Annotated in this window: 24 protein-coding genes; all 24 read right to left on the reverse strand. The window is 59.0% G+C overall.

The annotated features are described in order from the left end of the window. Window positions 1-34: 34 nt before the first annotated feature. The 24 genes from ABE093_RS01475 to ABE093_RS01590 all read right to left on the reverse strand — a co-directional run bounded on the left by ABE093_RS01475 (window position 35) and on the right by ABE093_RS01590 (window position 17,632). On the reverse strand, window positions 35-823 hold the full coding sequence (locus ABE093_RS01475; protein ID WP_430759089.1) for a LamG domain-containing protein: 789 nt from the start codon (window positions 821-823) through the stop codon (window positions 35-37). Next, window positions 745-1,509 (reverse strand): hypothetical protein, encoded by a 765-nt coding sequence (locus tag ABE093_RS01480; protein WP_430759090.1) that lies wholly within the window; start codon window positions 1,507-1,509, stop codon window positions 745-747. Before ABE093_RS01480 ends, ABE093_RS01475 begins: the two co-directional genes overlap by 79 nt. A 3-nt stretch (window positions 1,510-1,512) precedes the next feature. Next, the gene (locus tag ABE093_RS01485) at window positions 1,513-2,310 is read right to left on the reverse strand and encodes a gp53-like domain-containing protein (RefSeq protein ID WP_430759091.1); all 798 of its coding nucleotides are present in this window, start codon (window positions 2,308-2,310) and stop codon (window positions 1,513-1,515) included. Between the two features lie 15 nt (window positions 2,311-2,325). Beyond that, window positions 2,326-2,970: a DUF2612 domain-containing protein gene (locus ABE093_RS01490; RefSeq protein WP_430759092.1), complete on the reverse strand. Its 645-nt coding sequence runs from the start codon at window positions 2,968-2,970 to the stop codon at window positions 2,326-2,328. A gap of 1 nt (window position 2,971) precedes the next feature. Beyond that, window positions 2,972-4,480 (reverse strand): baseplate J/gp47 family protein, encoded by a 1,509-nt coding sequence (locus tag ABE093_RS01495; protein WP_430759093.1) that lies wholly within the window; start codon window positions 4,478-4,480, stop codon window positions 2,972-2,974. Continuing rightward, window positions 4,477-4,830 carry a hypothetical protein gene (locus tag ABE093_RS01500; protein ID WP_430759094.1) on the reverse strand — a complete coding sequence of 118 codons (354 nt, stop codon included), beginning with the start codon at window positions 4,828-4,830 and terminating at the stop codon, window positions 4,477-4,479. Before ABE093_RS01500 ends, ABE093_RS01495 begins: the two co-directional genes overlap by 4 nt. Window positions 4,831-4,845: 15 nt before the next feature. Continuing rightward, complete coding sequence (locus tag ABE093_RS01505) at window positions 4,846-5,526, reverse strand: Gp138 family membrane-puncturing spike protein (protein WP_430759095.1); 681 nt, start codon at window positions 5,524-5,526, stop codon at window positions 4,846-4,848. Further along, on the reverse strand, window positions 5,526-6,536 hold the full coding sequence (locus tag ABE093_RS01510) for a baseplate hub protein (RefSeq protein WP_430759096.1): 1,011 nt from the start codon (window positions 6,534-6,536) through the stop codon (window positions 5,526-5,528). The genes ABE093_RS01505 and ABE093_RS01510 overlap by 1 nt, the downstream gene beginning before the upstream one ends. After that, the gene (locus tag ABE093_RS01515; RefSeq protein ID WP_430759097.1) at window positions 6,533-6,841 is read right to left on the reverse strand and encodes a phage baseplate plug family protein; all 309 of its coding nucleotides are present in this window, start codon (window positions 6,839-6,841) and stop codon (window positions 6,533-6,535) included. Before ABE093_RS01515 ends, ABE093_RS01510 begins: the two co-directional genes overlap by 4 nt. After that, on the reverse strand, window positions 6,841-7,473 hold the full coding sequence (locus tag ABE093_RS01520) for a phage baseplate protein (RefSeq protein WP_430759098.1): 633 nt from the start codon (window positions 7,471-7,473) through the stop codon (window positions 6,841-6,843). Before ABE093_RS01520 ends, ABE093_RS01515 begins: the two co-directional genes overlap by 1 nt. Then, entirely contained in the window at window positions 7,470-9,209 is a 1,740-nt protein-coding gene (locus ABE093_RS01525) for a transglycosylase SLT domain-containing protein (protein WP_430759099.1), read from the reverse strand. The genes ABE093_RS01520 and ABE093_RS01525 overlap by 4 nt, the downstream gene beginning before the upstream one ends. After that, window positions 9,206-9,349 carry a DUF6889 family protein gene (locus tag ABE093_RS01530; protein WP_430759100.1) on the reverse strand — a complete coding sequence of 48 codons (144 nt, stop codon included), beginning with the start codon at window positions 9,347-9,349 and terminating at the stop codon, window positions 9,206-9,208. The genes ABE093_RS01525 and ABE093_RS01530 overlap by 4 nt, the downstream gene beginning before the upstream one ends. Before the next feature lie 26 nt (window positions 9,350-9,375). Then, window positions 9,376-9,771, reverse strand: coding sequence for a phage tail assembly chaperone (locus tag ABE093_RS01535; RefSeq protein WP_430759101.1), 396 nt, complete (start codon window positions 9,769-9,771; stop codon window positions 9,376-9,378). Further along, the gene (locus ABE093_RS01540) at window positions 9,771-10,217 is read right to left on the reverse strand and encodes a phage structural protein (RefSeq protein WP_430759102.1); all 447 of its coding nucleotides are present in this window, start codon (window positions 10,215-10,217) and stop codon (window positions 9,771-9,773) included. Before ABE093_RS01540 ends, ABE093_RS01535 begins: the two co-directional genes overlap by 1 nt. A gap of 18 nt (window positions 10,218-10,235) precedes the next feature. Beyond that, window positions 10,236-12,038 (reverse strand): DUF3383 family protein, encoded by a 1,803-nt coding sequence (locus ABE093_RS01545; RefSeq protein WP_430759103.1) that lies wholly within the window; start codon window positions 12,036-12,038, stop codon window positions 10,236-10,238. 12 nt (window positions 12,039-12,050) lie between these two features. Beyond that, the gene (locus ABE093_RS01550; protein ID WP_430759104.1) at window positions 12,051-12,599 is read right to left on the reverse strand and encodes a phage neck terminator protein; all 549 of its coding nucleotides are present in this window, start codon (window positions 12,597-12,599) and stop codon (window positions 12,051-12,053) included. Beyond that, window positions 12,599-12,955, reverse strand: a complete 357-nt coding sequence (locus ABE093_RS01555) for a hypothetical protein (RefSeq protein WP_430759105.1) — start codon at window positions 12,953-12,955, stop codon at window positions 12,599-12,601. The genes ABE093_RS01550 and ABE093_RS01555 overlap by 1 nt, the downstream gene beginning before the upstream one ends. A gap of 14 nt (window positions 12,956-12,969) precedes the next feature. Further along, window positions 12,970-13,455 carry a hypothetical protein gene (locus ABE093_RS01560; RefSeq protein WP_430759106.1) on the reverse strand — a complete coding sequence of 162 codons (486 nt, stop codon included), beginning with the start codon at window positions 13,453-13,455 and terminating at the stop codon, window positions 12,970-12,972. Next, a complete protein-coding gene (locus tag ABE093_RS01565; RefSeq protein WP_430759107.1) occupies window positions 13,452-13,829 on the reverse strand; it encodes a DUF4054 domain-containing protein in 378 nt (125 codons plus the stop codon). The genes ABE093_RS01560 and ABE093_RS01565 overlap by 4 nt, the downstream gene beginning before the upstream one ends. Then, window positions 13,826-14,098: an STY1053 family phage-associated protein gene (locus tag ABE093_RS01570; protein WP_430759108.1), complete on the reverse strand. Its 273-nt coding sequence runs from the start codon at window positions 14,096-14,098 to the stop codon at window positions 13,826-13,828. Before ABE093_RS01570 ends, ABE093_RS01565 begins: the two co-directional genes overlap by 4 nt. 2 nt (window positions 14,099-14,100) lie before the next feature. After that, complete coding sequence (locus ABE093_RS01575) at window positions 14,101-15,111, reverse strand: DUF2184 domain-containing protein (RefSeq protein WP_430759109.1); 1,011 nt, start codon at window positions 15,109-15,111, stop codon at window positions 14,101-14,103. Between the two features lie 74 nt (window positions 15,112-15,185). Then, window positions 15,186-15,677: a structural cement protein Gp24 gene (locus tag ABE093_RS01580; protein WP_430759110.1), complete on the reverse strand. Its 492-nt coding sequence runs from the start codon at window positions 15,675-15,677 to the stop codon at window positions 15,186-15,188. Between the two features lie 12 nt (window positions 15,678-15,689). Continuing rightward, complete coding sequence (locus ABE093_RS01585) at window positions 15,690-16,970, reverse strand: DUF2213 domain-containing protein (RefSeq protein ID WP_430759111.1); 1,281 nt, start codon at window positions 16,968-16,970, stop codon at window positions 15,690-15,692. Then, on the reverse strand, window positions 16,967-17,632 hold the full coding sequence (locus ABE093_RS01590; RefSeq protein ID WP_430759112.1) for a phage minor head protein: 666 nt from the start codon (window positions 17,630-17,632) through the stop codon (window positions 16,967-16,969). The genes ABE093_RS01585 and ABE093_RS01590 overlap by 4 nt, the downstream gene beginning before the upstream one ends. Between the last annotated feature and the right edge of the window lie 16 nt (window positions 17,633-17,648).

Below are 17,648 nucleotides of genomic sequence, written 5' to 3' on the forward strand. Positions count from 1 at the left end.
GCTGGTATGCAGTCGGGGAAATCCTAGAGCGGCGTCAGCTATTTGGGAAAGGTGTTGTCGGCGGCGTGAAATTCGACGTGTAGCGCCCTACTCCGTTTGTAATGCGAATTTCATCAATATATCCGTTTGCAGAATTTGCCCCCAAATATGATGAACTAATTCTTAGTCTCGACGCCGGATAGTTTGAAGTATCCGCATAGTTAGTTCCGACCTGTGATCCTCCTACAAACAATCTAGTTACTCCACTTGATCTGCATATTGCGATATGAGTCCAGGCGCTTAATGTTGGAACGCTTGGTGATCCACCCAATATCCTATTGGATCCATTGTAATAGATGAGCTGAGGGGTAGAATCAACATAGAGCACTGGTCCATTACCAGAACCTGATGAATCTCTTGTTTCAATAAATGCAGGGAGATTTGATGATCCCCATGCAGTTGCAGTTATGAACCAAAACTCTATTGTGAAATCAGAGGTTCCAAACGCAAAGTCAGAACTTGAAGCTACATCAAGAGAGGCATTACCTGATGTAACGCTGGCTGACCCAGTGCCAAATTTTGACGGAGATGATGCGATCTGTGATGCAGTTGGTGTTACCACATGATTTTTCGAACTTGAATCTGTGAATGTTGTTGATGCGTTAGGTCCGTCGCAATGTAAAAGAAGAACGACATTAGAGAAGAATGGGTCGTGTGAACCTACTGAACTTCGACCACTAGCAAGAAACGCAATTCCAGGTCGAATCACGACTGCACCGCCGCAGGTAGAATGATGTGAATCTTCGAATCTGCGCTGGAATAGATGCCAGTGAAGTATTCCCACTTCCCCGCTGTCGTCGTCGTTGGCAATGCACCACCGATCCCAATGAATGCAGTCCCGAATGCGATCGTCTGCGCGGTTCCGTTGTCCTTCAGCCTGAAAAGAATCGCCTGCCCGTTATTCGGAGTTCCAGTTGGATTAGCGATAGTCAATCCAGCAGACTGTGCAGTAATTTCCACAACGTCATTGCTATATGTCGGTGTTACTGTCGCAGCCGACGTGATGGTCTGAACATTCGGAATGCTCGCGCCAGAGGCAGCCCAAGCCGGATACCCGCCAACCATTGTCAGAACATAGGTGTTCGTACCAGCGGGGAGTCGCTGCTGCAACCCAGTTGATCCACCGATGATCATGTCGCCAGCGGTGGTGATCGGATTGACGATTCCATATCCGGACAGCTGGCTCGGCTGCACTGCCGATCGAGCCAACACACCATCCGAAGCCGACGCGAATGAAGCGGTGTTCTGATATGCCGCAGAACCCAACGCCGGAAGGTTAGCCAGGTCGTTGTAGTTGTTCGTCGTCGCGGCTTTACCCAGCCCATCCAGTCGCAGCTTCAGGTAATAGGTGCGATTGCAGAGGTTCTGAAGCGGAGTATTCGCCGCACCACCCGCCCCACCAATGGCGATGGTCGTGGTGTCGAGCTGGGTGACGTCATCGAAACTGTTGGCAGGCGTTAGGATCGTCATGGCTCAGTTCCCGATGGCCTTGTAGAAAAATGCGTAGTGGTGGTTGCCCGCGCTTCCGCCAACTGGGGCTTGCAGGGATGCCGTGAACCCGGTCAGGCTCGGTGAGCCCTTCACCTGCGAATACATGTCGTAGAACTGATCGCCATATCCACCGCTGGACGGGATGATGTCGGTCGTCTGGATGTTGAAGCAGTTTGTCGGGAAGGCTTTCGGGAACGTCACCGACACCAAGCCTTGGTCACCGTTGTAGTTGGTGGAGACATAACCCCACTGTTCGAGCAATCCGCTTGCCGTCCATCCCCAGCCGTTCTGAGCAAGACTCCTATCGGAGTTCTTTGCGAAGGTCGTGGCCAGTGAGACATTTCCGGAACCGTCGATGTTCGCGCCCCCGGTGATGTCACCAGTCAGAGCAAGATTGAACACTGATGCGAGTTTCGACGCAGATGCTGCATTTCCTGTGATCGACAGCAAACCGTTGAGCGTCGTCTGCAGGTTGATCACGTCCGAGATATGAATCACTCGACCGCTTGCCAACTGCAGAATGGCGGCTTCGAGGTTCGCTTCGATCGTCGTCAGCGTGCCATCGTCAATAACGTTGGCCGTGGTGTTCTTGATGATGAACTGAGCAATGACGGAGGCCATGATGGTGGCTTGTCGCAATGCCTTGTTGGCGTGATTGGACTTCGCCACACCCGTTTGAAAGCCATTCGTGGTTGCCGGATCGCTGGCATAGCTCGCTTGAGCAAGCACGTTCGCACTGCCGCCTGCCGCGAATGGCAGGAAGTCATTCTGTTGCGTCATTGGGGTGGGTCTCCGTTAGACCTTGATGCCGTTGAAAGTCTCAGAGCCATCAAAGGCCCATGTGCCGTCGAACTTCAGGCTGTAAATCTGGATGGTGTAATTGACGTTCACGCCAACAGGTCGCACCGGGACATAGCCCTGCGTGATGATGGCGCGATAGAGTGCGTTGAACTGCGATCCGTATACCTGCACCGACATGCTCATGTCCTGGTTGTCGGTGAGGATCGGTGTCATGCCGACCGGATTGAAGATGCTGTTGAGGATCGTCTGCGAGGTGCCGTTCGATCCGTTCCAGTGGTTCGCCGCGACCTTGGCCCGCAGCAGGAAGCGATAGGCGTTGTCTTCCAGCGTCGAGATGCCTTGCGTCGGGTCACTTGGTCCCTGCCAGACGCCCTCATCCCAGCCCACGCCCGCGGTATCCCAGCTGAAATACACACCGGTGACCGGAACGGCCAGATTGCGCGACAGGCCAATCCACAGACCCACTGCATCCAACTGCACGCCCTGCGCGGTATCCAGATCGAACGCGGCAGGAAGTCCCGCGACGAACGTCTGCTGGTCCACAAAGCATTGGGCGATGGCGTTGACCATGGCCATGAACTTCGGGCGCGATGAATGCTCCGAAGTGATCAGCCCGGCGTAATCGGCAACGGCCCTCACGTCAGGTCACCGTGAGCGTGACGGAGGCCGGCGCGCAGGTGGCTACCTGGTTGAACGCAAGCGGCACATCCGGCGTTCCCGCACCTGCGGTGTTCGAACTCGGCAATGCCGCGCCGGAAATCAGGCCGGAGGTCGGTTCCACCCATGCGGTTCCCAGCGCGATCGTGGAGGCATTCTGCTTCGTTTCCGTTCCGGTAGACGTCGAGACATAGACGTTCCACCCCGTCGCGCCTGGGGGCGGACTGGAAGGCGCTGCGACATTCAGCACGTTGTTCGCACCGACTGCCAGAGACGTCTCCGCAGACCCGAGGGTTTCACCCGAGGCGGTTACCCACGTCGATTTCACGTAGTAGGTCGCAGCGGCCAGCGCACCAGCCGCCGATGCCGTGAGTGCGCCATTGGTCGGGGATGGAACAGTTCCGGTCAGCGTCAGGCTGGTGATCTTGAAGGAATTGGCATTGGCGATGTTTCTGGCCGCGACCAAGCACTGATCCCATTCCACGACGCCCGAGGTGCCACCGCCAATTTGTATGGCATTGATGAACGCCGACACAGCGTTCTGGATCGCTGTTCCGACCACCGAGGAATAGCCGGTCAGGGACTTCACCGCGATCGCCACCGTGATGGCCTGCGAAACCGGACGGTTGAAGTTGATCGATTGAGTCACGCCGTAGTTGGTGACCACCGATTGCGCCGTGGTGCCGTAGGTGCCAGTGCCCGGGGTTTTCAGTTTCTGGATGGTCTGGGCGATCGCCAGTGCATCACCGCCTTCCACCACGAAACTGACGCTGTGACCGGGGATGCCGTTGGAATCGGCCGTGCCGCTGGAATTCTCGAAGGCCGCCCAGCGCGTGACGTTCGGCAACAAGGCGATGTTGCCCAGGATGCCGTCCGTGATCGCCTGCGATGCCAGCGTGGTCGAGTGCGCCTGTCGAGTTCGCAAGGCAGCATCGGACTCCACCGGGGCACCCAGCGCGGCTGCAGCGGCGTTGGTGACCGATTGCCATCCCAACGTCGGGGTGGCGATGGTCGTGACGGTGCCCGCGGCTGCGCCAATCGCGCCCAGCACCTGACACGTCGCCGTGGCCACAATGGATCCACCAGATGGAATCGTCACCGATGCCGGTAGGTTCCACTTGTTGCGATTGGCGTCCGCGACAACGCCATTGGTGATCGTGGTCCCAGCGGTGCCGACGATGGTCACATCCACCGTGGAATAGCTCGCCACAAGACGTGCAATTCCATTGATCTTGACGTTGGACGCGAGCGCGTTACCGGTCGCAGTCGCGGGGCTGAAGCTGTTGTAAATCTGCAGCGCCAGGGAATTCATGTCGGTGAATCCCTGGGCGATCACCGCAAGAAACTGACCATCCTGCGAGTCCGGATCGATGTAGATGTCCGCCCCGTAAATCGACCGGAACTGCGATTGCAGGTAGGCGAGGATATCGGCGAACTGGGGCGCCGTGATCCCTTGGGGCGTGATCTGAGCGGCTACGGTCGTGATGGTCACAGGGTCAGATCCAGTTGCGTTGATCCATAGAGGGTCGAGACGGTCATGCTCACGCTCAGGCTGCGGGTCTGGCCGTTGAACGTGCTGGTGTAGGCGACGATTTCAGAGACGCCGGTCGTGCCCAGAACACGGTCCTTGATAGCCGAGTCATAGACATCTTGCGTGTACTTACCCAGCACGTCCGTCTGCCATGGCGTGCCTTCGGTGAGGTCGAGGAACCATTCGCCCGTGAACAATTGCAGCCGGGTCTGGATCGCCTGCGCGACCGCTTCCGGTTGGTTTTGGTAGAAGTTCGCGTTCTGGCGACCAAAGGAATAGTCGCCAGAGGCGTCAAGCCTCCGGTAGCGCATTCGGGTTCCTTATCGTCAGTTCGGAGGTGCGGTGTTGGAACCACCGGAAGTGACGCCACCATGGGTGTGCGTCTTCAGGCTCTTGCCTCCGCCAACCACGTCTGTGGAAGCAGTGATCGTCGCCGGAGAATTCATATTTCCGCTTGAATCGATGGTCACGCCGTTTAGGTTGATCCCGTTCGGCGCGGTGATATTCACCAGCTTGCCGGTCGGGTCGAGTTCAACGAACGTGGAGTTGTCGTTGCTGCGCAGCCGGGTCGTGGTCGTGCTGATGCCCGTGATCACATTCGGTTTCGACATGGGCCCGAGGATGGCGAAACCATCGGACAGGCTGTGTGCCCTGGTCGGATCTGACTGCGCCTGAATACCCCCAGATTGCCACCAGGCATCCATGGAACGTGAGGCGAACACCACCAAGCATTCGTCTCCGTTCTTCACCGGGAAGGTCAAAGCGCAGCCGCCACCGTGCGGGAAGACCACCGGGACCTTCTTCAGCACCGAGATGTTGATCGCCTGTGTACTGCCATCACTTGCCCGCTGGATCGCCTTCACACCCACCTGCACGCTGGCGGAACAGGTCGCAGGATCGAAGTCCACCACATAGCCCGGGATGGACGACCACATGGTTGTTTTCAGCAGGTGCATCGATTGCCGGATGGATTCCTCCGGGTCGTTGAATCGCTCGTAGGCACGCATCAGAGATCGACCCCGTAGATCGCCGGGCCGCTATTAGGCTGCGTGCCATCGATCGAGGTGCAGATCACGTAGGTCTCCCACTGGTTGCCGCGGGTATCACCGCTGTGTTCCAAATAGCCGACGCGGTAGCTGCCGAATTGCTCGGTCGGTGCGTTCAGGCTTGGAAACACATCACCGGCATTCGTCACACCAACCACCGGCGTGTTGCGCTTCGCCACGTTGATGGCGGCGTTTTCAATCTGGATCGTGCGTCCCACCCGGATTGCGGGATTCATCAGGCAGCGTGCCTCAATGCCCTGGTACGTCTGGATCGGAACGCCGATCATGCCGCCCGTGGTTGAAATCTGGATCGCTTGCCCTGGAATCGATTTTCCACGCGGAACGAAGTTCAACTGCCCATCCTCGATGAACCAGTCGCAGCCTTGGCGCTTGGCCAGTTCCGTGGTCAGTTCCCGCAGTCCACCATGCAACACTTTGTCGCGAGGTCCCGGAGTTGTGGTGAAGGTCGGCTTGTAGCCAAGCGTCACCTGATAGTTCTTCCACTCTGGAAGCAGGGTGTTCAGCACGTCATCATCCGTCCAGCCGTCGCTGATCGTCTTCGACATGGATCCGTTGTTGGCCCCCATGTCGCCATCCTGCACGATCATTTCGAGGTAGGAGTTGACCGCATCCTCACTACCTGACCGCACTTCCGCGATCTGTCCATCGATCAGCGTCCGCATCGGCTCACCGTCGCCATTGACACCTTCGTAACCGACCAACAATGTGATTTTGGTGAACTCGTTCATCACCTTGGTCGCATTGTCCCGCGACAGGTTCCACACGCGGATCACCGCATGTTTCAGTGATTGCGAGGTCGCGCACACCACATGGAACTGGATGTGCAAGTCACTTAGGTTGAACCCATCACCACCAGTTCCAGGCTTATAAACACCAGGGATTCCCGGGTTCACCAATTGCCCGGGGTTGCTGACGTTCAGGAAAACCTGACGTTTGAACAGAGTCGTCATGGCGTCACGAACATCAGGTGTGCGACAGAACCAAAGTCACCGAAATTCGGCGGGAATGCATTTCCTGCCGGGGTGACGACTTTCAGCATTCCACCAAACCCGATGGGCTTGAACTGACCGATGAGATTGCTTCCCGGCACCAGTGCAATCCCCGTCACCAAGGTGTTCCCGCTGCCATCGGCGATGTCTAGGAAGTACGTGCTGACGTAATCGCGCCATGTCACCGTGAACTGGTAGGCCACGCCCGCCAGCGTCACGGTCAGGTTCTGGCTCACTCCGGTGAGCGGAATCTCATAGACGGCCATCAGTTCGGACCCGTGAGATACGCCAGGTCATTCGCACCCAGCGATGCGGTGACATCGGTCGGCTGTACCGCACCCGTCTGGGTGGGAGCCGTGACATCGGCAGGGTTGGCTGCATTGGCAGGCTCAAGCCCTTGTGGTGCAGTCGTCTGTTCCCCTGTTCGACTCGTGATGATGATCTGCTGAAGTTCCACTTCCGCGATCAGGACGTTCTCGCTTTCCTGGTCGGTGACCGTGGACAGCCTGCGGATCAGCATGTTTTTGTACTTGCGCTTGCCGGTGATCACGTCGAACGGTTGCGCATTCGACTGCAGGTTCAGCAGGGTGTTGTAGGCGTCCTTGGGGTTGAACGTAGATTTCTGCCCCGCCAGTGCGCTGGCCAAGCCTTGGATGGCCGTTCCGGATGAACTCCATCCGCAGCGCATGATCACGCTGGACGGAAGCTTCACCGCATGGTCTGAGATGTTCGCGCCCTTCTGGACCGGGTGCGACGTGATCATCAGCTCGTCGGTGTGCTCTTCCTCGATCACCACCTGCGGGATGAACCCGGCGATGCTTCGCCCCTGCTTCAGCAGGACGTTCTGCAGATGTCCTGAAGCCGCGAGCATCAGGCCGGGGGCGAGGGAACCGTTCATGCGATCGCCACGTTCATGTTGCGCTGGATGCGCTTGTGGGCATCCACCTGCAATCCAGCCACGTTCTTGGCCACGGCCATGGGATCACCTGCGCCGTTGACGTTGATCACAGTCGATGCTTGGAGACCAGCGCCTTGGGTTCCAGTCCGCCAGTTCTTCTTGACCCGGTTGAAGTAGTTCATGGTTTCAGGCATCAGAGGCTTGCCCTTTCCCTTCAAATAGTCCTGCATGCGGCCTTCGCCTGCGTTGTAGGCCATCGTGGCGAGGCGAACATCACCACCGAACATCTTCAGCAGATATTGCAGATACTTGGCCGCACCTGTTGCCGAGTCCTGCAGATCGAACGGGTTCCTGACACCCCATGCCTTCGCGGATTTCGGCATGAACTGGAAATGTCCCAACGCGCCTGCACTGGATCGCATGTTCTTGCCGCGCGCAGATTCAGCGCCCCATTCGGCATCCAGGAGTCCAGCCGGAAGTCCATACTGGCGCTCGAGATTGGCGAACAAAGCTTGTGGATTGATTCCTGCGCTGCCACGTGAGGCCGTTCCACGAGGAGATTGGCCAATAGGCGCATTCGCTGCCGCCTCATTGTCCAGAGCTTTCTGGGCATCAGAATTGCCGAAGAACGCCAGTCCCTTGGCGACCGTCCGCCCAATCCAATCGTCAGCCGCAGTCCCCTTGATCGTGCTGTTGTAAATCTTGTTCCCGACATATGCGCCGCCTGCACCTGCAGCGAGAACGGCAGCAGCGGTAGCCGCCAGACCTGCTGCCGCGCCTACGCCACCAATGGCGCCAGCGAGCGATGTCAATGCACTGACGAGTGTTACCACGCCGCTCAGCATGTTGGCCCCAATCAGCAGCGCCAAAGCACCACCGATCGCCGTCAGGCCCATCACGATCTTGTCCGGATCTTGGCCCAGCACCCACTCAAATGCCTTGATCGCCACGTTGGCCAACTTCTCGACCAGCTTGGTGATCTGGGGAACGTGAGTCAGAACGAGGTCTTCGAATTTCTTGAGCGCCCCACCACCACCTTCAGGAGATAGAAGGGCTCCAGCGACACGCTGACCAACATTCGCGAGCGTGGACCAGAAATCCCGCAATGCGACCATGCCCTTATGGGCCTTCTCTGCTTCCTTGTCGGGATCACCGCCGGACGCTGAAACCTTGTCCTTGTATTGTTGCTCGAACTTACCCATGCCCTCCATCAGGGCATTCATGGTCGGCAGATCAAGACCGATCTGATTGGCCAGTGCCTGACGCAAGGCAGGATCGCGCTGCTTCAGTGAACGCCCAAAGTCGTCCAGGATCTCCGTGGTGTCGCGCATTGCGCCGGTCTTCGGGTCGCGCGTGACAATGCCCAATCCCTGCAACCATGCCTCACCTCCCGGATGCGTCCGCATCCAATTGGCAAGATTGGCAACCGCTGCACGTCCGGCTTCAGCAGACGATCCCATCTGGGATGCCGCATAGCCGAATGCCTGCAGGTTCTTGACCGTGGTGTTGCCACGCTGGGCTTCGTAGTACAAGTCCTCCATTCCAGAGGCCATGTTCTTCAGCCATGCCGCAACACCGGCAACCGCGGCGCCGCCTGCAATCGCCTTGACGGTGTTCCCAAGCGTGTTGACGTGATCGGTCGCGCTCTTGATCCCTTCAAGGAATTGGCGCTCGCCCTGCTTATCGACCTTGAATCCAAGCCCGACCAGGAACTCCTTGATCACGTCCCCGCTCATGGTTCTTGACTCTCCCGGAATAGCCGTTCGTTTTCGGCGCGCACGTCAAGCGCGTCGTTCATCAGTGCAACGTCTTCAAGATCGAGTGATCCGTCTTTCAGGCTCTCGAACTTGCACAACCCGGAGAGGACTGGACGCATGATCCAGTCCTCTCCATTGGGCAGGCTTACCCAGCGGACGCCTGCTCCGTCGTCCCAGCTGCTGGTGATGCTTGGACGATCCCGGAGAAAAAACCAGACAGGTTGTCCTGAAGGACATGCGAGGCGATCTGAAGCATGGCCTGCAGATCGATGTCATCGAACTGGAATCCGGCGCCATTCATGACCGGAGACCAGGCATCGCCCTGCTGGCGCTTGGTGACTGCCATGCAGGACTTGATCACGTAATCGCAATCCTCATCCGACAACTTGGATGCAGCTTCCGTGAGACGCGTGATGAGGTTCTTGTCAGACACCCCGACCAACTGCCCAATGAACGGGGCCAGCCGGCGCGCGACGTGAAGCTGCTTCATCGCATCCATTTTCCCGGAGCGATAGGTATTGCTACCGATATTGAAGTCCATCAGTAGGTACCCAGAATGCCGTCGATCGAGATGGCGCTGAACTGCCATTCGGTGAACTGGCCGTCCTTCGCATAGGTCTGCGTAGGACGGCGCTTGAAAGCCACGCCCGTGCAGCTGAAGGTGTCACCGCTGGCCATGTTGGTCACGGTGATCACGTTCTGGCCGTGCAGCGCCGCAGAGGCGGTCTGCAGGGTATACATGCCCATCAGCATGGCGTTGGTCGGTGACGTCTTGAGCAGGCGCACCGTGATGTTTCCGGACTTGTCCGCATGCAGGCTATGCATGCCGGACCCATCCGCGCCAATGGTCATGGTGTTCTTGTCGCCGGTGGGCTCGATCGTGATGCCTTCGTCGGTGACGCCTGCGCCCTGACCGATGTTGAACGAACCGCCCGGCCCGGTGATGGCCGCCTGGACGTTGAGGAAGCTGTAAGTAGTGCCAGCCATGGGTTATCTCTCCAGGAATTAGCGGTTGACGTTGATCAGGACGTTGGCGAAATGCACCGCGCCGGCGAGCTTGGCCGCGACCTGGATGGTGGGAGCCTTGCGTGCAGCGCGATCGGATGCGTTCTGGGTTGCGATCGGCGGGCAGTAGATGTAATAGCCCTTGCCAACATGTTGTCCGGTCTGCAGTGCACCCATCGGAGGACCGCCCCAGATGCCACCAGCCAGCAGGCCATTGGCGTTGCCCTGCGCCATCGCAGCATCCACCGCATTGACGATCTGATTGGTGCCCGCATCGGTCTGCGGGATCTTCGTCGGGCTGGTATAGAGCAGATTGAACACCGAGGTCTGCGCATTGTTCTGCAGCCAGTCGAGGCCGTGCATTTCATCGAAGAAGTAGCCGTTCGACATTACGCCCTGCTGGATGATCGCGGTCGTGTTGTTGTAGTTCACGAAGACGTTGCAGTTCTTCGTGCCCAGCGTCGATGCCTGCGCTTCGGTCAGGGTTTCTGGGGTGACGGTCGGTTCGCCCTTGAACTTCAGGGTGATCGCGGTCTTGTTGCCGGTGAAGTCAACGGTGAATGCACGACCAAACAAGCTGGCCGCTGCATAGGCGTTGGTGGAGCTGTACTGCACGAAGGTGCGACTGACCTTGGCGGCCTGCAGCTTGGAGGCGATATCTGTGGTCTGGGTCGGGTCCAGGATGTTGGGATCCTGCGAGGTGACGCCGTAGATGTGCGTGACCGAAGAAGCCTCGATGTTGGCCGCGATGGTCAGGATGTCCGCAGCCGCCTGCGTGGCAGTGGTCGCGATGTAGAGGCCGTACCAATCGCTGGATGCATTGAGCATGGCATTGACACCTGCAGGCATAGATTCCGCCGCCATGCCGCCCACCAGATAGCCGCCCTGGCCGGAATTGAGGCCCATCAGCGCCGAGATATCCGTTCCAGAAGGCGGCGAACCCGCAGTGCTGGAGGCATTGGTATCGGTGTAAGTAGTCGCGGTTCCCGCAGGCGCGTAGTAGACGTTTTCAGTGCCTGCTGCAGTGCCGCGATAGATCTTGTAGGCCGTCGCCCCGGTGACCGCAGACCAGGTAATGGTGTTCGAGCTGGTCGAACCCGTGGCCACGACAGACACTTCGTTCGAGCCCAGCGATTCGCCCGATGCGCCGATGGCGGTGATCTTGTAGTAGTACGTGCCAGCCGCCAGCGTGCCGCCCGTGGTGGAAGTGGTCGGGTTATTGGCGATCGGAGCCGCCATGCCGGAGCCCGGAGGCGTGGCGAAGGTCAGGAGCGAAGTTGCACCGGTGGATGCGCTGGTGACTTCAAATCGCGAGTAGTTCGAATTCCACACGCACGAGGCCGAGGCACCCAGCGCGGTACCGACCTGCGAGGCCACGCCGTTGAGATTGGTCTGAGCGCTGAAGTTGACTCCGGTCAGCGATTTCACCACGCCATCGACGGTGATATTCATCGCGCCGGTTGTGATCGAGGTGAAGTTCGCCATGGCCTGCTGCGCCACAGTCAGGCCGGTGCCGATCAGCTTTCCGGAGGTGGCCGAGGCGATCCAGCGACCGATATACAGGGCTGAAGGCTGCGGACTCTGCGCGAAATACGCGGTCGCGGAGAGGTATTCGGGAGAGGTAAGGCTGAAGTCATTGGCGACGGACGTGATGTTCGGATAGGACCGGACACGCTCCACGCTGTTGATGACGTTCGAATCGCCCATGATCAAAAGCGATCCGAAATTGCGGACCGCAGCGGCAAGCGGCGACAGGGTTACCGAGACGTTGACGATGTCGCCAACGCTGAGTCCTTTGGACATTGGATTGCTCCGTCAGTGGGATGATGTGACGGCGATCGGCGCCGACAGGATGTTGAGGACCGGATAGGTCCGGTCTTCCCGGCGCTTGCAATGCAGCGTCAGGTCATAGCGGTGAATCCATTGCTGGTTCACCAGGTCAGGCGCGGTGATGATCCGGTCCACGCTGATCAGATTGATTCCGTTGGCCATCAGCACGTCACGGTTCTGGGCGACAAACAGTCCATCGCGCAAGGTGCTGGCGAACGACATGGCGTTGGTGCCGTAGAAGCTCAGGAACACGTCAAATTCGATGTGCCGCTGCAGTGTGCTGGTGCCCGTCCCGGTGGGGTCGTGGGACTCTGCCGGGTATTCGTCCGCATGTGTTTCCTTGACCCCGAACGCGCACCAATTGGTGGACTGCTCAGGCATCTTGGGAACGGTCGGCTGCCAGCGCGGGCGCACCATGTTTCCGGGCAATCCAGAGATTGCGGAGATAGCGTCATGCAACACGTTGTCGAGCGCGTCATCCTCGATCGCAGTCGTGGTCGGCGACAGGTAGCCAGCAGCAGAACTGTCCGCCATTACGCACCTGCCAGCGGGATCAGGTCGCAGTGCGCCTGGGTGAAGCCAGCCCCATAGCGGGAGTAATCATCTATCTGGACCACGGTATAGTCCGCCCCGTTCCACGTCACCACGTCCGCGTCATAGCCGGGCTTGCCGCTGGACAGGATGAATTTCGAGATCACGATGATCGATCCGGTGTTGTGTTCCCCGGCTTCCATGCGGATCATCTCGCGCTGACGATCTGACGTGACCACGCCTTGGAATGGCGTGACCGAATCAGTATTCACCGCACGGCCATCTGATCCAATCGTCTGCGCCTTGCGCTTGCAGATGAGCGAATCGAGAAAGTCTGGGTCTTCCAGCACTTCCGTCACGTCTAGAAATGGCATTACTTGCTCCTTTTCCGGATGACGTAGGTGATGGCGTTGCGCAGCTGGCCGGTATCGATCAGTGGCTTGGTGCCTGTCCTGCCGCGGCGTTTTCGGGCGGCCAAGGTGGACTCGGCCAAGGCCGGATCGATACCGCTGTTGATCGTGGCCCGGACGCTGTTCTGGGCCTGCAATCCAGACTTGTTCAACGCCTTGTCGATGGCCCCGCCGATGCCGCGCAGTACCTGTTTCGCCCCATGCTTCAGGGATTTCTCGACCACGGGCAGGCTGGCCTCCACACCCGGCACGAGAAACGGACGTGCCGGGATGTTGTTGATCGGCGATCCGGTCTCCTGGATGTAGCCAATCGCAGCATTCGTGATGGCATCGCCGGTCTGGCGTCCCGCCGTTTCGTCCGGGATTCCGATCAAAACTTCGTTCTTAGCGAGCGCCTTGATCTGCCGAAGGACGTGTTCCACGTTGTCCTTTACCACTTCCGCCGTCACAGTTGGATGCCCCCGGCGCCCATCATGCGTGCATACCTCAGGAACTGGATGCCGAATCGGCTCATGTTCCAGAAGTCGCCATCGGCAATCGTGATGCTCGCAATGTCATAGGACACGCTGACCTTGTCCACCGACTTCGAACTAGCCGGGCCCTTGATGGCGCCCGGCGTCGTTGCTGTGGCATCCCCTGCGGACACCACGAGATTGTGCGCGACGAATAGCTCAGTCCCTAGCGGAAGCAATGCACCCCAGCGATCTTCGTTCAACGACAATCCGGCTTGCGTGATCCAGAACTGGACCATGGGGTCAGGCCATTTCGTTGTATCAGAGAACGCCGGGAAGTCCGTCCGGAACTGAGCTACGGTGATGCTCATTTCTTAGAATCACCATCGTCGTGGTAATCATCGGACTGATCATAGTCATCGGATGAATCATCAGCGTTTCCGCTGGACTCATTCTCCCGATCATCTTCGGAATGGTCGTCGTCCTTGTCTTCAGTGACGTCTTCCACTTCAGCAAAGAGCTTCGTCCACCAATGGCTGGCGACAAAATTGCTGACTTCCTGCCCACCGGCTTCGAACCGGTGTGCCTTGTGGTCATCATCCATCAGGGTGAACGGGGTATGGACATCGATGATGGCCATGATCAGATGCCGTCCAGGTAGGCCATGCACTCGGGGTAGACCACTTCCACCACGCCCAGGCGACCGAAGTATGTGGTCAGCTGCCGGATGTCGCGATATTCCAGCGGAGTGCGCTGCAGCGGGGTCAGCGGGAAGCGGACGCGGTCTTCTTCCTTGGTGTACGCCACCGCGCGATCGGTTGCACCGGTGCCGCGGCCCGGGAGCCACTTCAGAGGGTAGACCTCAAGCGGACGTCCGTTGATCGTGTTGGCCAGGCAGTTGACCTTCACGTATTCCAGCAGCGAGATGTTGCCGGCGCTGGACACGGTCTTGGTCACGAGCAGGCCGAATTGGGTCGGGGGCAGCAGCAGGCGGCCCGGGCACACCGCGTAGCCGGAAGCCAGCCATGCGTTGTTGAGCAGCGTATTGATGTCCTTCAGGATTTCATCCGGGGTCTTGCTCGACCACAGGGGAGAAGACGATGCGCCATTCGGGGCATTGGTCGCAGCCACGAGGCTGTTATTGACCAGACCCTGCACACCGATGCTGGAATCACCGATGTAGACCTGCTCATCGACGTCCATCTGGTACTTCAGGTTCATGCCGGCGAACTTCTGCTGGTCAACCGGGCGGCCCAGACGCTGCGCGGATTCCAGTTCCGGGATCGTCCAACCGATCTGCATGCCCCACAGGGTCAGCGGATTGGCGGTCTTGCCGATGTCCAGCGACAGGCCGGTGATGGCGTTCTGGTCCTTGCCGACCCATGCCTTGCCATTCGGCGAGTTGCCACCGGCAGCGGCGAAGGACGAGTTGGTGAAGGACGAAACTTCGTCGGCGATGCTGACGTCGGAACGCAGGTCAATGTCGCGCGACCAGGTGACCGAGGCCAAGGGCTCATGCAGCTTCTGGTCGAGGCGTTCCAGCTCGCCGACCAGGAACGCACCTGCACTGTCGATGGTCCGGTTATCGAACGTCATCAACGAATCGCGGGTGTAGGCGCGCTTGAGTGCACGCGGGAGGATCAGTTCTTTCATGTGTGTTCTCCGAATCGCGCCCACAAAAAAACCGCCCGAAGGCGGTTTCCGTGCGTGGCAGCTGGTGGGGTTGATCAGATGTTGTAGGCGATTTCCACGTTGCCAGCTGCATCAGCGGCACCGTTGAACGTGGCATTGGTGAGCTGAATCGTGTTCGCGCCATCCGCGACGGCTTCGACACCACCGATGACCTTGGCACCGGACGGGGCAGAAATTCGCACGAAGACTGCGCCACCCTTGGCGGGAGTGCCCGCATTGCTCTTCACGGTCATGTAGCCGCGGCGCAGCACGTTCGAGATGCCGGTGGTCGGCGGAGTTGCGACGCCAATGCCTTCCTGGGCGCTCTGCGTCGGGTACGGACGCACGAGGAAGCCGTAGACCGCAGCCGCGGTATCGCCACCGGCGATCGGCACGAAGTTGCCAGAACCATCCAGCTTGCCGGGCAAGCCATAGCCCGGGAACGGAAGGGACGAGTTGAAACGACCATCTTCGACAGTCGCCTGAGACTGGCGGCTCAGGTCGCCCGGGATGCCGCCCGGCATGCGAAAGGTGTATGCGTTGCCCATGTGATGCTCTCCTTAGTGGCTGGACCGGGCGGCCCAGTAAGCTTTGTTCTTGGCGTTGAGATCCGCCGGGGTGAGGGTTTTCCCGAAATCACGGGTGCGGGTCGGCGAAGTCACATTGCCGTTGTTCGAACGACCGATCGCAGCCGCAGCCGCATGGAAGATCGCGTTCAGCGCCTGCGGGGCCATCGTGTCGAAAGTCGCTCCGATTCCGACGATCAGGGGATCGATGGCGGCCTTGCCATCGTCTGTCTTGTAGGCGACATCGAGCGCACGCCGTTGGCAACTGCACAACGCCAGTGCACGATCTTTCGCCTTGGCCTTCGAGTCGAACGTCGGCACCTTGGTGCCAGGTGCGAGGATCTCCGCAGCCGACTGGATGCGAACCGCGGCATCGCCGGTGTAGAGCTTCACGTCCGACTGATCGAGCTTGTCGCCGTTCTTCGGATCGGTGAGGTCACCATCTTCGTCGCCGGTCATGTCGTCTTCGTCTTCATCGTCGTCTTCCGACTCGGACTTCTCCTTCAGCTCCTTGATGTCCTCGTCCATCGCCTTCAGGCGTTTTTCGATGGCATCCAGGGCCTTGGCGACACGGTCACCGGTCTTCTTCTTGGACTCCTCTTCCTCTTCCTCCTCTTCGGAGTCATAGGCTTCGGCCTCCTTCTCGATCTCCTTCAGCTCTTCCGCGTCACGCGCACGTAACGCCTTACGGAGCATGTCTTGCCACTTGCTACGCTTCTGCGTCATGTCTTCATCTCCGATAGCGCAACGCGGGCCACAACGGCCACGCTCTACAAGCGCCACATGATTTCCAAGGATTTGCCGCTGGACCCCGCGACCGGGCTCGAGTTGTTCGTAGTCGGCCTCATATCCGCACGAAACCTCGCGCCGGCCACTTCGAACTTCCTCAATTGCTTGCTTGCTCGTGATCAAGAGATCCGCGAGCAGATAATCGTCTTCAATGCCAGTCCCCTGGCGCACGTTGAACACCGTCCCATGCGTCAGCTCCTGCCAGCTGTCCGGCGACACGAAATCACTCGGATGGTCGATCGTGACCGGCTTGCCTTCGAAACTTGCCAAGGTCTCGTCTCGGAACACCTCTTCCGGCGTGCGGCTGATGCGGATCAGGCCATCCGTGGAGGCCTCGACCGGCACTTCCCCACTGCCGTAGAGCATTTCACCGGTGCGGGCGATCGGCACATCACGGCATAGCAGGAAACCCTCCGGCGTCAGGCTCTGCTTCGCACTCAGCCGTTCCGGCGTGAAGATGCGCAGGCCGTCATCGTTGAATTTCACTCGTCGTCCTCTGGAATGATCGGTTCCGGATAGCAGCGGCAATTCCAGATCGCCCCTGCGTGGTGGTGCATCACATGCGGCCTGTTGGCCGTACCTTCGTTTACTGCCGGCGGAGAATCCCACCTGCAGACCTTTCCGTTCATGGCCTTGTGGCCCGGGCGCACATCGGAATCACCCGACGTGCGCCAGATGTATTCCGTACTGCCAACGTGTTGTGCCCGGACCTGAGTCAGCGTCGATGCCACTCGCGCCACTTCCGTGCGAGCGATCAGCGTGGCGCGATTCTTGGTAACCTCGCCAGACCGCTGGATTTCCTTGGCGATCTCGGATGCCCGGGTGCTGTCGGACAAGCCTTTCAGCGCGAGCTCATGCACCCGTTCTCCGGCCTGCCTTGGCAAGCTGGTGATCAGGTCAATCTGTTCCTGCAGCAACGCTTTCATGGCTTCTCCCGTTGGGGAGTTCGCCACTTCCTTGCGCAATGCCACGCCCATTGCCTTGGCATGCTGCGTCCATGCCTGAGCGTCCCGCGCATTGACTTCGTTCAACATCCGCTGCGCGGCGTTTCGTGCCCATGGTTCAATCGTCGTTGCGTACCGCTCCAACATCGATCTGAGCTCAGGAATCACTTCCGGATTCTCATCCGGTCGCATGGCGTCGATCATCTGACCGACGTTGCGG

Source organism: Solilutibacter silvestris (assembly GCF_050574925.1).
GTDB classification, from domain to species: Bacteria; Pseudomonadota; Gammaproteobacteria; order Xanthomonadales; family Xanthomonadaceae; genus Solilutibacter; species Solilutibacter silvestris_A.